Source organism: Dyadobacter pollutisoli (assembly GCF_026625565.1).
Taxonomy (GTDB): Bacteria; Bacteroidota; Bacteroidia; order Cytophagales; family Spirosomataceae; genus Dyadobacter; species Dyadobacter pollutisoli.
Window position 1 is genome coordinate 5,046,654 of record NZ_CP112998.1, and the last position, 13,902, is coordinate 5,060,555.

Below are 13,902 nucleotides of genomic sequence, written 5' to 3' on the forward strand. Positions count from 1 at the left end.
TTCTAAACTATACGCAATGAATCGTTTACAGCCATTCCTAAACCGGACCAGTCATGAGACATTATTTTCTACTCGCCTTATTTACCGCTATTATCTGCACGGGAAACCTGTTTGCTCAGGGTAAAAAATACAGGCTTGTACAAGAAGGCAAGGGCATTAAGGTCATTGAAGACCACTTCACAGCTTCAACACTACGAACCGCAGCTCACGACATCACGGTTAACATCACACCCAATGCCGCAAGGCCTGAAAGTGCGATTGATGTACACATATATTTTGCGCCCTCCGTTAATATCGAATCCGTTGGGCATATGGTTTTAACTGCGAAACCGGCATGTACGGTGGTTAATTGTAACGACCCCTCCATTACTTCCAGTTATCTATCTTCAAAAATTATTAATAAAACGGCCCGTACTGTCGATTTTACGATCGGTGGCCTCTTACCTTTTAAAGAATACCTTTTTTGGGGCGCGGTATTTGGTTTGGACGGTGACCGGTGTTCAGGTTCAGATTTGGCGTGGATACCATTCAAAACCGCGCCAACACCTGCGCCCAAGCCTGAGAAAATGCTGCTCATAATCAATAAGGAATTCGAAGGCAATGCGCGCCTGAACGCAGCTCTGGACACCTACGAGGACGACATTGCAGCCAGCAACCCAATGCTAACCATTGTTAAATACTACATTGAAGACAACAACCTTCAAAAAGGTGCGCTATACCAGGATATTCGGAGGAGATTCAAAGATGAAAATCTGACCTATCTGTTTTTTCTGGGGAGTAATGCCGCATTGACCGGTTACAGGATCATGCTGGACAATAACGGCGCACCGGTAAACGCATTCGTTCAATTTACTTTCTCATACTATGCACACCCCTTATACACAACGTTCGAATATGACGCGTCGGACGACAGGTTCAAATTTTTTGACCGTCAGGATCTCTGTGCTACCCCTCCCACCGAAGTAAGGCCGGAAGTTTTTCAGCAACAAAATGCGATGGTATCCATGGGTATGATATTGCCCGATGTTAATTTTAATACGGAGCAAAAGATTGACTACCTCGTTAATTATTTCAACAAAGTACATTCATTCCGTAGCGGAAATATTTCGTTTGAGAAAAAAGTGCTCATTACCGATGGTTTCGTGAGTGAGCAAGAGGTGGTCGACCTCGCGGAGATCAATGGTGCCTGGACCTCCGCAGAAGTATTGCAGTACGGCAGGACGAAAGATCCGGATTACTCAGGAGATGACCCGGTCTGGAAGAGTGACTTTATCAACAAGCTGGGAACCAAATCCTATGAGATTTTTTCTCTGACATTACACGGAACCTGGAATTACCATTCGTTCGGGATTTACAATCAGGATATTGCCAACCTGCCGCAACTCAATACCAGACTTATCGATCTGTATTCGTGCAGTGTCGGAGCTTTTAACGGCCCCGATTATCTGGCGGGACGCTACCTCGGCAAGGGTAATGTGCTGAATGTGCATGCATTTAGTGAAAACATAGGCGTATTTACAGAAAGTGGGAAGAGCGGCTTGAAGCAATTGTACAACGACGGCGGCCCCTATCAATATTTGTCCCAGGGGTTTAACATCAGCAATGCATACCGGTACGCGCATTCATACCAGGAAGCCGAGCTTATCCTGGGAGACCCGTTGCTCAAATTGCGTTCAGAGTCTTCATTGCCTGTAACGCTGGAAATTTTCAACGCACAAAAACAGGAAACGCAATCGTGGCTGACCTGGTCGACGTCGCAAGAAGTCAACAGTGACCGGTTTGAGATCGAACATAGCAGCACCGGCAAAAAATGGGACAAGATAGGCTCCGTTATGACCAGCGGAAGCAAACCCGGCAGCCATTCGTATGAGTTTACACACCGGTCACCAGTACCGGGACCAAATCTTTATCGCTTAAAAATGATCGACACAGATGGAACATTCTCTTATTCCAAAATTGAAAATGTATCGTTCCCGAGCGAAAAACTGATCTCGATCTTTCCGAATCCGGTGTCAGAAAAGTTGTATATACCAGTTTCCAAACTACCTGATGTAAAATCCGTGAGCATACTGAATTCGCTAGGGCAGTCTACCCGGAACTTCACCAATGTGTCTGCCGAAGGCCTTGTGTTGACTGGCCTGCAAGCCGGAATTTATACGGTGCGCATTGAAATGAATGATGGCAAAATGGTCACAGAGAAAATTGTTAAAGCCAAATAAGGTTATGGCTGCGGACCAGGCGGAAAATTATTATTACCTATCAGTGTTGAAAAAATCACGCGCGGAGGTGATTACACCTTCGCGCGCTGGTTATGAGCAGCCATTTCAACGGTTTGAATGATCCGTTGCTGGCGGGTTTCAGGTCGTTTTGCGCTCGAAATCCAGTCCAGGATCTGACGTTTTGCAGATTTTGGAAAAGCCTGAAAATGCTTTTCAGCCGCGTCATTTTTGGCAAGCAGCTCTTGCAGGTCCTCAGGAACCACTCCATTCTCCGCGTCAACCAAAGCATCCCAGGTACCGGTCTTTTTGGCTAGATCAATGGTTGCCTGGCCAGCCGGGGTCATCAGTCCCTCTGCGGTCATCCGCTCGACCCGCTCCTTGTTGGTGCTGCTCCATTTGCCTTTTGCTTTTCTCGGTGTAAACATCAGGTAACTGCTCTCCTCGTCACGTTTTAGTGATTTAGAGTCGATCCATCCAAAACAAAGCGCTTCTTCAATGGATTCGGGATAATAGACACTGGTTTTACTGCTTTTTTTGTGATGAATGATCAGCCACACCGCTTTTTCCTTCTGACCATTTCTTTCGAGCCAGTCACGCCATTCTGCACGGGTTTCGGCATGGAGCGCCGGAATATCGTTTTTCGTTTCCATAGTATTCAGCTAGCTTTTAGTTTTGATCATAGTGCACCTCCCTGCTCAGGCATTCTTTCCTTCCAAAATGTCCAGATAGTGCTGGTTGTACATAATTCCTAACACATTACTATCGATAATACCAAACTCATGCTGGTAATCGCCCAGACGGAATTCAATGTATGCCGGGTTTTCGTCGTCGGGACGTTGAAAATAAGGATCGATACCAAACAATTCCGAATACCAAGCCCTTGCAGCTTTCATGTCCGCGCCCCAGAAATTAACCATAGCCATGCCTCTTAATGTTTGTCCGTTAGCCATTTCGTTTGTTGTTTTTTTGATTTAATACAGAGTGCGCTACAAAAATAAAATGCCCGTGTGACAGCCTTATGTCAGGAGTATTTGGAATTAAATTAAAGGTAATTCTCCTCTAAATACTTGGTACCTGCCGTATGATAATTGCGTTTGATTTTATCCCGGATTGAAAGTTATTTCGGTTCCGGTCTTTAATTCAGATGCCTTATGGAAACATTCATTATACACACACTCACCACTATACTTTTTGGAGGAATATTCCTGACGTTAGCCTTTGAATGGATGACTAACGCGGAGCACCGCAAGCTTACCAGGGTGCTCCGTGACGGTCAGGAATGCGAAGCGACCATTCTGAATGTGACTTCAATCAGGCCGACTGTATTCAATATGGCCAATGTGAAAATTACAGCAGAAATAAGGCGAATGGGTGAAAAACCGACTGTTATCCGGTTCAAATATGAGGCGACCTATCCGGAATGGCGAAAATTGCACACCGGCAGGATTGTAACGATTGACGTTAACCCGCATAATTCCAAATCCGTACTGCTGAATAACAACGAGCCTGCCAATGAGAGAAGATACTACGCAGACTTGCATCAACAGCTCGAAACAGCTTTTACAGAATTACCATAATATCTGAATTCGGCTTGTCGCGTTGTTCGAGATATTCCCACGAGACAATATCCTCTTCCGGATAAATGTTACCGGTATCCTCCGGTCCCTCATCCCCGATCGCCTCGACAAATGCTTTTGATCCTTTCTTGTAAATACCTTCCCTCGGAACACCGTTCATATCAGTAAAAAGTACCAGTGCCTGATCATTCGGTAGCTTGCTATGTTTCATGACATTCTTTTTTTGTAATCATTATAAAGGTTAACCGGCAGTTATATTACCAAAAACGTCTGCCCTTCCCGATTTCCTTTCAATTTTCGTTCCAACTTGTTTACTAAGAACATATCCAGAAAATTGGTAAGGAGTATTTTCACCTTGTGGTGCATTCATTATTACTTTCTTCCTCCAAAATTATAATTAGCAAAATTGATAAAGTTGCCCCAGTCGTAGGACGTCATATTATGCTCGCCCTCCCGGTTGTGATACGCCATTTTGGATTTGTAAACAGGCTCATTAATGCCCGGAGGGGTTTTCGGCAACCGCGACTTCACATCGTACAGAGCGTATACTTTCTCTGCATTTTTTAATGCAAGAAATGTGCCTTTCGGATCCGCCCAAAGGTCTTTCGACGCATTGGTAGCATATATTGGCCGCGGCGCAACCAATGCGATCAGCATGTGCTGATCGACCGGCAGTGCGGCTTCGTTATCATTGAATTTTTTATAATTGGTATTAAACCAATGCGGGAATGTGGCATTAATGCGACTGATCCTTTCACCAAACTGCCTTCTGGCCAGCGCTGCACCCGAGTTTCCCGAGCAATTCGTCACACAGGCGGCAAACCTGCGATCCTCGGCGGCCGCCCATAGAGAAGCCTTTCCACCACGGGAATGTCCCACTACAATCACCTTTTTGGAATCAATGTCAGGGTCCTTCTCGAAATAATCCAGTACACGGCTTGCTCCCCAAGCCCAAGCGCCAATCGCTTTCATACCATTGTCCGCTTTCAATTGCTCGGGATACAGTTGCAGCACGCCTTTGACATAAGCTTCCTTATCATCCGGCGCGAGGTCACTCACATGAAATGCAGCAATGGCATAGCCGCTGTCGATCACCATTTCGGCTGGCCAGAACTCACTTTTCTTCTCACGCGTAGGATCTGTATTGTCCTTTCCACGGTTATTGATCAATAAAAAAACGGGTGCGGGTTTTGTAGCATGCGTTGGGACAAACAAAGTCACGTTGATCTGAACGGTTTTGCCGTCTTTGAAAACTTCAATCAATACTTGTTTCAATGTGGCCTTACCATTCATCGTGGGCTGATCATCCGCTGTTTTCGAAAAGTTGATGCCGTCGAATGTCGTTGGCATTTGTCCATAAATGTTGTCCTCAAAAAGCCTCACTATTTCCGGTCTACGCTCTTTTTCCCAGGCTCCCCTGGCACATACCGGTTTGTTATCGATCGTTTTCAGTACGTCCGGCAATGTATAAGCCGGTACTTTCGACTCGTCGTAGTTCTGTGAATGCCCTGCTGAAAGAAAGGAAATCAGGACAATGCCTGTAAGTAGAAACCTGAGCATAAAAGCGGTGATTTATCCGAAAATGTTACCAGATAAACCACGGTCTCTCAATTATTTACTGACTATTTCAAATTTAACTTATCTCCTACCCAACCTTGTGACCAACTCGTGTAGTTTATTTTATTGACAGGAAATCACCTGGCGTATTGTTCAATAACTTAATTATCAAATGGTCATGAAAAGAGAAAAATTAGTCCTGCTAAGCATTGTAATGATGCTGGTCCAGCTTGTAGCCTGCGAGCGGAGCAAAATGGACAATGAATTGCCCACCCCTTCCTCCCTGCGTTCCGGCGAAGACAGCAGTTCCAGCATCACCCGGATAATCACTGAAAAAACCATAGGTATCAAGCAAAAGGAACCCACGAAGTTTACGGTAATCAACCCGGTCAGTCAGTTTGTAAAATGGAGGGTTCAGCCCACAGAAACCGTTATCAACGCGGGAACATACGCAATGATCTATTTTCAAAACCCAGGAAAGTACAGGGTGTTTGCGATAGACAGCATATCTCTTGACACCACTTTTATCGATGTGGAAGTGACTGGAGAGGTGTATGTTGCGCCTAATTACGAGCAAAGCTTCCAGGAAAACGAGCAGCTTTACATTACACCTTTCAGCTCACCTGATTCTGCCAATTTCCTCGCATTCAAAACAGTTACCAAAGGAAATTACAATTGCCTGAACAACCAGCTGATTGCTAGCAGGAACAAAACCGGAGATACCTATCAGCTTGATTTCAAAGGCGTAAGCGTAGGAACGTATTGTCAAACGGGAACAGCAACATCGAAAGCCACTACCTGGATAGACCATGATGTTCCCGAAAATGTGACCAACCAGCTTGAAATTATATTCAATGGCAAAACCTATAAAGGCACCATAAAAAAGACAGGGATAAAATTTGAATTCATCTGGCCTTATGACAGCGGGATTGTCTTTACAACCAAATCGTTATAGTTTGCCTCTTCCATAAAGCCCTCGTAGTTAGCCGTTCTGAGCGGCTAACTACGTTAAAGTAAAAGCTTGGATAATTTAGACCAGATATTAGCGGGTTGCCGGCGCAAAGAACGCCAGAGTCAGGAAAAATTGTACCGCCAATTTTACCCGGTACTGTTTGCTTTATGTAAAAACTTTTTTGAAGAAAAACACGATATCCTCACCGCGATCAACAACGGTATGCTCCGCGTTTTTCAAAATATCGATCAATACGATCCGGCCAGAGGTGAATTTTTTAACTGGATGTACACAACCGTCAGAAATGCTGCGCTGACATTACTCAGAGACCGCAAAACACAACATTTTGATTACGTTGAAATACAGGATTACATGGGTTTTGAGTCCGCAGAAAACCCTTTTGAACAACTTTCAGGTGGAGATATCCATCTATACCTTTTGAAATTACCCGTCGCGACGCGCAGAATATGCGGGCTATATTACCTGGACGGGTTCTCGATCAAGGAAATTGTAGGGGCATTGGGAATCAGTGAAGGCACTGTAAAGTGGCATCTGAGTGAAAGCCGGGCCAAACTTAAAATCATTTTTGAAAAATCCCTCTGAGGAAATCGTGAAAAGGAAAGACAACCATATCAACAAGTATCTCCGTGATGCGCTGCCGGAACCGGAAATCCCGGCGGATGACGCATGGGCGCAAATGAATGGTATGCTGTTTCCGAATTCCGTGGGTACTCCTCAAAGTGTGGCAGGCAAGCTCGCGAAATACGTCTCGCAGTTCAAATGGCCGCTTTTGACCGCACTGGGAGGCATTTCGATATCGCTACTTGTTATTTTCAGCCCGGATTTGAAAACCATTGCGAGCCGGGCGAAAAAAGAAAACCGATCAAATGATACTCTAAAATTCAGTGAGGTAAAACCAGAGAATGCAATCGACGAATACCGCATACCAGAATCAAAAAAAGGTAATGCCCAGCCAAGCCAAGGAGAAGAAAAATACGAGATAGCAAATAAAGCTGACGACAATGATCATTTGGTCTCAGAAGAAAGCCAGGCGGTTCCAACAAATGATCGCACTAACCTAGCAAATGAAGAAGCTGTTACAATCAACAATAAGCACGTCAATGCATCTCCTAGCCATGAAAAAAGGATTTCAAATGTAAATAAGAAGCCAGACTTAAAACCGCAATCCGGTAATGCGGCGGTCATTCATTCAAGTGACAATGGTCAAAATAGAGCGTTAAATTCGTTCAGATCGGGTAAGGCAAGCGGTGCTACAAGTAGCGGAATTGGTAATGGTGGTGCTGAAAGCAATGCTGGTCGCGGTAGCGGCAGTACTGGCAATAATGATGTCGCTTCCGGTCTGGCCAAGGAATACAATGTACCTGGCTCACCGAATGCACCTGTCAACATTCAACCAGTACGTAAAAATCTGACTCACAGCCTACAATCCCTCCCATTTCAATACAAAGCATTCAATGCAGATTTGAGTAAAAAAATAAACGCTCCCAAAACTTCCGCCCCGGCACGAGCTGCTGAAAATAAAAAGACCAGGAACTTACCCGTTCATTTCGGATTGGAATGGAACCTGAACTCACCATTACAGCGGACCGCTTATCTTTTTACCGGCATCGATAGCGTTAGTCGACCAGCCCGCCTGCTTATTCCGGGTATCGTTATCTCCAAAAAGTGGACAAACCATACATTGTCATTCATCTTTTCACCATACCAGCCTTATTTCGGTAATAACAAAAGGGTTCAACAGCTTTCGGACACTATCGCGGGCAATGACTCGGCCAAAATTTACAAGAATACCAATCTGATCAAGGCCAGTGGTATGAACTTCACATTGCAGTATCAGTACCAGGTCATCGGTCCACTTTTGTTGAATGCGGGACTTTCGTACAGCACTTTTTCCAGTGCCTTGATCCGAAAAGAAACTGAAAACAGGTTTGGTAACATTTTGCAGGGACCATTGGAAACCGTCAAAAAATCCGGTGACTTGCGGTCATACCTCAACCCCGGTTTCTTTGCGTTGAAAGCGGGGCTGGCTGTTCGTCCGGCTGTTTGGCAGGGACGCATTCAGGCTGGGTTTAATGTGACTTTGCCTATTTCAAATATCTCACGCTCCGCTGAAAATCCAGTACGAGCATTGAATGGGCAGGTTTATTTAAGGATTATGGTTCGGTGATTTCAGGCCGATTTCAACCACGACACCGGCATATTTTCATCATACTTTCCGAAAATAACCGGAATTTGGCCTTTGTCTTCCGGGCCATATTTGGGTAAAGAGGCTAGATTGAGATACAGATAATCGTAGGCTTCCTTGATCGTCACCAGCTCGTCTTTGTTTTTGTCAGCCTGTCCCTGCAAGCCGTCGACGAGGAATTTGGTAAAATATCCGTGTAAAATTTTCGGATTTTCACCGGCCGACTGGTACGAGCGTGCCGCCATTAAAACCACCAGCCCTGACTCAGGATCTTCAAATGAACGCACTGAAAGCATTCGTTCGTCTTGCCTGGTAACCTCTCTTTGCCGGTTTTTCATACTTCCGGACATACAGGCGTCGGCGAAGCAAAGGCGGGTTTTTGCCCTGCATTTTTTGAATGCTTCTTTGACTTCCCTGTGTTGCAGGCTGGTATTCAGGTTATTGAGATCAATGTCATAAGTAGCAAAAAACCCATTGGCGCCGTGACCCGCGAAGTAAAATATCACCCGGTCATCTGGTCCCGACTTGGCAAAAACTGCGTCGAGCTGTCTCAGAATTTCAGCCTTGCCAGCCTGATTATCGATCAGCAGGGCAATGTTTTCTTCCGGTACCGAACCCCCGGCGGGGCTTTTTAGAAAATCATAAAAAATGTGTGCGTCGTCGTCACAAAACCGGAGGTCGTTCAGCTGGCCCTGCGTTGCGGACTGGGCATCGACACCATTGAGATAATCGGAAATACCTACTACCACGGCGTAGGTTTCGCCCTTGGTTCCGGATGATTTAAACCCTTTCATCCATTTGTACCCGAAATATATCCCGCCGGCTACTACCAGGAAAATCAGAACATTAGCTATATTTTTCATTGTAATGTTTTTTCAAAAAGGTGAAATTGGATCGTTATGAAGAGAATTATTTGCGTGCAGCCTGCTTGAACAGCTCGCTGCCGACTTTTTCCCAGAATGCTCCTGCATTGCTCTTTGGTCTGGTCGATTTGGGTTTCGCAGTAGATTGAAAAGGGCTTACGGAAGCGGTGTAGGCACTGTTTCTCCGGCTGTTCATACTATTCAGCGACTGTTGCGCATTCCAGTTTCCCTGTGCTGCAGCCTGGCCATAATAGTATTTCGCACGGCTTTCATTTACCGGCATACCCAGGCCCATTTGGTACATTCTGCCTAGTTCAAACTGTGCGTAGCTGGAATTGGCGGCGACTGCTTTTTCATACCAGTTTTTGGCAAGGGCATAGTCACGGGTTACGCCGTAGCCGCCCTCCTCGTAAATATATCCCAGGCATTCTGCGGCGCCGACAAGCTGTTTCTGGTCATAGGCATCTTCAAAATATTCCAGTGCCGTCTCAAAATTCTTGCGCGTTCCTTTACCATTGAAATGCAGGCAGGCAATATTGTACTTGGCCCATTCATAGTCATCAGCCCTTTCATAGTAGTCCATTGCTTTTTCATACGAGCCAATCGCTCCACCCCGGCCCCATTGATAAAATGTTCCGAGCAGGTTATTAGTGGTATCGTCCATCGCCAATGTACCCGCGTATTTGTCTAAAACCTGATAGATCTGCTGGTAAGTCTGTAAAGAATCTGCTGGCAGGATTTTGGAGAAAAAGGCCGATTTTGCCCAGGTCAATTCCTTTTTTGCATTGTATTTCCAATAGAAAAAATAAAGAAGACCAATTCCAAAAATGGCCGAAGCAGCGAGTAGTACCATTTTTTTAGACGGAAGCTGAATAGCCGCTTTTTGACTTAACAATTGCTTGCAGCTTTCAATCCTCTCATTTGCATGTCTGTTAGAAGGATCAACCCGTAGAATCTCCTGGTACACTTTTACAGCGTCCCTGAGCGCTTGTTCCTTTTCAAACCCTGACTTGCTTTCGGCCAATTTATAGTACCCGTCAGCTCTCCCGGTCAGTTCTTTTAAATTGGAAAAAGGTTCGTCCATGCGGATTGTATTTTCCTCATCGGCAGGTCTTTTCTGAGTATTTTGAGATACTGACGGGCCCAGTATCGCCAGCAACTCTTCCGCTTTCTGAACGCGTTTGGTATTGTCGGGCAGCAGGCATTTTTTAATAATCGTTCTGAAAGGTTCAGGGATCTGGCTGATTTTGTCCGAAACTTTGCCTTTTACGATGAGCTTGCTCACTTCCAGGTTCCAGCTCTCCTGGCTCATCGACCTGGCTGCGTCAAAAGGCAGGTCACCGACGAACATTTGGTAAGCAATGATCCCCACCGCCCACAGATCCACATTATGCCGGATCTCCCGGTTCTGGATCTGCTCCGGTGCGGCATAGGCAATGGACAGGCCAATGGACGAATTTTCTACCGACCGGGTGTTGGTATCCGCCAGTTTACTCAGCCCGAAATCGGTCACTTTGGGAATCCAATTGTCGCCCTGTTTGTCCATCAGCACATTTTGCGGCTTCATATCACGGTGAATGATGTGGTGCTTGTGCAGATGTCCCACGCCTTTGAGGATACCTTCCAGGATCTGCTGTTTTTGTGCAATAGTTAGGGCGTATTTTTTCAAAACATCGGCCAGATTGCCCTCCTGAAAGAAATTAAGAACAGCAAAGTCATAACGTACAGGCATAAACTGAAACCGGTAACAGTTACCGTACCTGGCTACATTTTCATGCGAATCCAGCTCGTCGACGATCTGTTTTTCGTAAAGCAGGTTAAATTTTTCATGCTTTACCTCAGCTACTTTGATCGCCACAAAACGCTTCTGAACTGTATCGAAAGCTTTATAAACCGAGCCAAAACCTCCTGCACCCAGCAGCGCTTTCTGGTCCTGAGTATCAAACTCATATCGTTTTAAAAATTCCTCGTAAGTCATGATCTTGAATTTTATAGTTCTTTTGAACCTTTATCGAAGAGGGCGCAGAAAGGTCACTGTGCTTTTTTATTTTTTTTCGCTTTCAAACGTTGCTTCGTCGGAACAGCTGCGTGCAATGGTATAAGCGTGTCCTTTTGTGCCTTAACTTGTTCCGTTGTAGGTTTTGCGGGTTTTAATTCCGGTGTCCTTTTTCGAAGCAAAAACACGCCGGTTGATATGATAATTAATGCTACCAGCAGCCACAGATTAATGTTGGATGTCTTTTCCTTCGCCGCGGGATCCGCTTTTACTGTTTTAACATTCGCAGCAATTTCCTCTGCCGGAAGAAGCTCTACCGTCAGCATTTCCACAGTCCTGATCGGTACCAGGTACGCCGTAAAATTATCCTGACTGAATGTCTCGCAACGCTTTCGGATATGCTCCATCCTCGCCTCATCCGAAATGTTCGCGCTGAACATGGACGCGAGCTCATCATCATCGAGACTTTCCAGCACCCCGTCCGAACACAGGAAAAAATAGTCCCCTGATTCCGGTTCCTTAATGTGGTGCACATCGGCCTTCACATCCTTATCCTCCGCCTGCAACGCCCGCATGATCACATTACGACGCGGGTGCGTGCGTGCTTCCGCCTCCGTGATCACCCCCGCCTTCACGAGGTCATTGACGTAACTGTGGTCTTTGGTACACCACACAATCTGGCCGTCGCGTACATGATATACACGGCTGTCGCCCACGTGTGCGATGGTCGCGCCATGCTCGTGCAGGTGCAAAAAAGTGAGCGTAGTAGCCATTCCCCGCGAATCGGGATTATCGGTACAGTACCGTTCCATTTCAGCCCTGGCAAAAGCCACAGCATTTTCCACGGTTAATGTATCGCTGACTGCAATCCTGTTTTTCTGGTAATAATCAGCAATGGCTTTGCACGCAATGTCGCTGGCTATCTCGCCTTTTTCACTGCCTCCTACCCCGTCGCATACCATAAAAAGCGTGTCTTTGGAAGTCGCGCTTCCCAGGGCCGGGTAGAGGTTATCTTCATTATTGGCCCGTTTCCCCAGCCCGTGAATGGCCAGCGGAGGTCCTGTTTGAATTTTCATAAGATCATCAGAAAAGTACGGTTTTGGCAAAATCCGTGTTCAGTACCGTTTCAGTTGCCTTTCGGGCTGTTCCCGCAGCGGCTGCTGTTTTCAGGGTCACTTTTGTTTTTCCCAATTGCATTACTACCCCATCCACGAGCTCCAATGTAGTCCCGCGTTTGAGCGGGTAGGTATCGATGAATGTTGGGTTGGTACAATCAGGGTGATCCGAGACCCAGTACTTGTAACTCCCTTCCTTGCTTTTGACCGCCTCTACCACCAGGTGATGGCGGCTCATGAAACGGTCTTCCGAGCGGATCATGACCTCGCAGGGCTTGCTGACCGAAAACCTGCCGATCACCTGGACACCTGGTTTAAGCGGTAATGTCTGGGATTCTGTGAATTCGTCATGCACTACGATCCAGCCCACCTCGGCCGGTTCGAAAACGAATGTGGACTCCTCCGAGGCTGTGCGCGCTGCAACAGGCAGGTCTATTTTGATCGGGGCGTGGCATCGGACGCAGGAAATCAATGGGTTCTGAGGAGATAATGCCTTTTCATTGACCCTGAGGCGTGCCTGGCACGATGGACAAACGACAATCATACTGCTACCGGATTTAAAAAGTGAAGGCTTATGCGATATCCTCAGGGTTCACCCACTCGTCCGTCCCCTCGAAGTCGTTATCGAAGTCCTCCGCCGTGTACACAATGTCATAGCTATCCGTGTCCATGCTCACGCTGTCGGGTTGTGTAACCGTTTCATCTGTCGCCACATGTTCCGTGGTATCAGTCACGGTTTCGTTCGTAGCATGCTGCTCTTCCGAGCTGGTTTCGTCGATAATGTCCACAACCGTCATGGCACCTTCCTGCGGCACATCAAGACCACCCATTTCATTGAAAACCCAAATATCCCCGAACAAGTCCTTCACTTCATTGGGAAGCGTCGCGTACTCATTGGCATGGCAGGTATGGTACAATTCCCCGTGCCATTCAAAAAGCTGACCCGGACCAGCTTTCTCGCGGGACCATGCAAAGGCCTCTCCAAAACTCATTTCGTCCGGTGCATTCACCACATTGATATGATCCGGTATCAGCGCTACCACCGGTTGCGTAGTTGCCGCTGTATCCTGTACCGGATGATTCTGTGCAGAGTCAGCAGGAACATTGCTGGCTGTGCTGTCTGCTTTTTCTGTGTCTACCAGACCGGGCGTGTTTGAATCGTCTCTTTTGGGCATTTCCTCCGCATAAGAGTCGTAAGCTATCGCCCCTGCTCCCACTGCCAATCCGGCTGCTACGGCTGTACCCACTTTGCTTTTTGCTTTTTTGGCGGCGGCAGGCACGGGTACCAACTCGCTGCCTTCTTCGATCATTTCTGTTTGCTCTGACATGATTTCGAATTTTTAAAGTTTGTGAAAGAACCAGTCTTCCTGACCGTTCTGAAACTTTATCGTGAAGGGGTGTAAAAGGTCACTTTTTT

At 46.4% G+C, this 13,902-nt stretch carries 14 protein-coding genes; 5 read left to right on the top strand and 9 right to left on the bottom strand.

The window, feature by feature from the left end; genetic code table 11:
- Nucleotides 1-53: 53 nt before the first annotated feature.
- Nucleotides 54-2,219, top strand: coding sequence for a T9SS type A sorting domain-containing protein (locus ON006_RS20515; protein ID WP_244823727.1), 2,166 nt, complete (start codon nt 54-56; stop codon nt 2,217-2,219).
- Between the two features lie 71 nt (nt 2,220-2,290).
- On the opposite strand, the gene ON006_RS20520 is transcribed toward ON006_RS20515, so the two are convergent.
- Both ON006_RS20520 and ON006_RS20525 read right to left on the bottom strand, forming a co-directional pair.
- On the bottom strand, nt 2,291-2,869 hold the full coding sequence (locus ON006_RS20520) for a YdeI/OmpD-associated family protein (RefSeq protein ID WP_244823728.1): 579 nt from the start codon (nt 2,867-2,869) through the stop codon (nt 2,291-2,293).
- 45 nt (nt 2,870-2,914) lie between these two features.
- Complete coding sequence (locus ON006_RS20525; protein ID WP_244823729.1) at nt 2,915-3,169, bottom strand: VOC family protein; 255 nt, start codon at nt 3,167-3,169, stop codon at nt 2,915-2,917.
- 201 nt (nt 3,170-3,370) lie between these two features.
- Here ON006_RS20525 and ON006_RS20530 point away from each other — a divergent pair, with 201 nt between their 5' ends.
- A complete protein-coding gene (locus ON006_RS20530; RefSeq protein ID WP_244823730.1) occupies nt 3,371-3,796 on the top strand; it encodes a hypothetical protein in 426 nt (141 codons plus the stop codon).
- Here the strand turns inward: ON006_RS20530 and ON006_RS20535 are convergent.
- Nucleotides 3,780-4,007, bottom strand: a complete 228-nt coding sequence (locus tag ON006_RS20535; RefSeq protein ID WP_244823731.1) for a hypothetical protein — start codon at nt 4,005-4,007, stop codon at nt 3,780-3,782. The genes ON006_RS20530 and ON006_RS20535 overlap by 17 nt on opposite strands.
- A gap of 161 nt (nt 4,008-4,168) precedes the next feature.
- The gene (locus ON006_RS20540; protein ID WP_244823732.1) at nt 4,169-5,356 is read right to left on the bottom strand and encodes a glucuronyl esterase domain-containing protein; all 1,188 of its coding nucleotides are present in this window, start codon (nt 5,354-5,356) and stop codon (nt 4,169-4,171) included.
- Nucleotides 5,357-5,531: 175 nt separating this feature from the next.
- Here ON006_RS20540 and ON006_RS20545 point away from each other — a divergent pair, with 175 nt between their 5' ends.
- The 3 genes from ON006_RS20545 to ON006_RS20555 all read left to right on the top strand — a co-directional run bounded on the left by ON006_RS20545 (nt 5,532) and on the right by ON006_RS20555 (nt 8,493).
- Nucleotides 5,532-6,308, top strand: a complete 777-nt coding sequence (locus tag ON006_RS20545) for an AIM24 family protein (RefSeq protein WP_244823733.1) — start codon at nt 5,532-5,534, stop codon at nt 6,306-6,308.
- Nucleotides 6,309-6,374: 66 nt separating this feature from the next.
- Nucleotides 6,375-6,908, top strand: coding sequence for an RNA polymerase sigma factor (locus tag ON006_RS20550; RefSeq protein ID WP_244823734.1), 534 nt, complete (start codon nt 6,375-6,377; stop codon nt 6,906-6,908).
- Complete coding sequence (locus tag ON006_RS20555) at nt 6,892-8,493, top strand: hypothetical protein (protein WP_244823735.1); 1,602 nt, start codon at nt 6,892-6,894, stop codon at nt 8,491-8,493. The genes ON006_RS20550 and ON006_RS20555 overlap by 17 nt, the downstream gene beginning before the upstream one ends.
- A 2-nt stretch (nt 8,494-8,495) precedes the next feature.
- On the opposite strand, the gene ON006_RS20560 is transcribed toward ON006_RS20555, so the two are convergent.
- From ON006_RS20560 to ON006_RS20580, 5 genes are read right to left on the bottom strand one after another with little or no spacing between them, the layout of a single operon-like run.
- Complete coding sequence (locus tag ON006_RS20560) at nt 8,496-9,374, bottom strand: caspase family protein (protein ID WP_244823736.1); 879 nt, start codon at nt 9,372-9,374, stop codon at nt 8,496-8,498.
- Nucleotides 9,375-9,420: 46 nt separating this feature from the next.
- Entirely contained in the window at nt 9,421-11,352 is a 1,932-nt protein-coding gene (locus ON006_RS20565; protein ID WP_244823737.1) for a serine/threonine-protein kinase, read from the bottom strand.
- A 53-nt stretch (nt 11,353-11,405) separates the two neighbouring features.
- A complete protein-coding gene (locus ON006_RS20570) occupies nt 11,406-12,446 on the bottom strand; it encodes a PP2C family protein-serine/threonine phosphatase (protein ID WP_244823738.1) in 1,041 nt (346 codons plus the stop codon).
- A 7-nt stretch (nt 12,447-12,453) separates the two neighbouring features.
- On the bottom strand, nt 12,454-13,029 hold the full coding sequence (locus ON006_RS20575; RefSeq protein ID WP_244823739.1) for an FHA domain-containing protein: 576 nt from the start codon (nt 13,027-13,029) through the stop codon (nt 12,454-12,456).
- A 28-nt stretch (nt 13,030-13,057) separates the two neighbouring features.
- Nucleotides 13,058-13,813: a hypothetical protein gene (locus ON006_RS20580; RefSeq protein ID WP_244823740.1), complete on the bottom strand. Its 756-nt coding sequence runs from the start codon at nt 13,811-13,813 to the stop codon at nt 13,058-13,060.
- Nucleotides 13,814-13,902 lie beyond the last annotated feature (89 nt).

What these genes read in the sequence shown, in the direction of transcription:
- ON006_RS20515 (WP_244823727.1), top strand. Translation starts at nt 54, where the DNA reads ATGAGACATTATTTTCTACTCGCCTTATTTACCGCTATTATCTGCACG.
- ON006_RS20520 (WP_244823728.1), bottom strand. Translation starts at nt 2,869, where the DNA reads ATGGAAACGAAAAACGATATTCCGGCGCTCCATGCCGAAACCCGTGCA.
- ON006_RS20525 (WP_244823729.1), bottom strand. Translation starts at nt 3,169, where the DNA reads ATGGCTAACGGACAAACATTAAGAGGCATGGCTATGGTTAATTTCTGG.
- ON006_RS20530 (WP_244823730.1), top strand. Translation starts at nt 3,371, where the DNA reads ATGGAAACATTCATTATACACACACTCACCACTATACTTTTTGGAGGA.
- ON006_RS20535 (WP_244823731.1), bottom strand. Translation starts at nt 4,007, where the DNA reads ATGAAACATAGCAAGCTACCGAATGATCAGGCACTGGTACTTTTTACT.
- ON006_RS20540 (WP_244823732.1), bottom strand. Translation starts at nt 5,356, where the DNA reads ATGCTCAGGTTTCTACTTACAGGCATTGTCCTGATTTCCTTTCTTTCA.
- ON006_RS20545 (WP_244823733.1), top strand. Translation starts at nt 5,532, where the DNA reads ATGAAAAGAGAAAAATTAGTCCTGCTAAGCATTGTAATGATGCTGGTC.
- ON006_RS20560 (WP_244823736.1), bottom strand. Translation starts at nt 9,374, where the DNA reads ATGAAAAATATAGCTAATGTTCTGATTTTCCTGGTAGTAGCCGGCGGG.
- ON006_RS20565 (WP_244823737.1), bottom strand. Translation starts at nt 11,352, where the DNA reads ATGACTTACGAGGAATTTTTAAAACGATATGAGTTTGATACTCAGGAC.
- ON006_RS20570 (WP_244823738.1), bottom strand. Translation starts at nt 12,446, where the DNA reads ATGAAAATTCAAACAGGACCTCCGCTGGCCATTCACGGGCTGGGGAAA.
- ON006_RS20575 (WP_244823739.1), bottom strand. Translation starts at nt 13,029, where the DNA reads ATGATTGTCGTTTGTCCATCGTGCCAGGCACGCCTCAGGGTCAATGAA.
- ON006_RS20580 (WP_244823740.1), bottom strand. Translation starts at nt 13,813, where the DNA reads ATGTCAGAGCAAACAGAAATGATCGAAGAAGGCAGCGAGTTGGTACCC.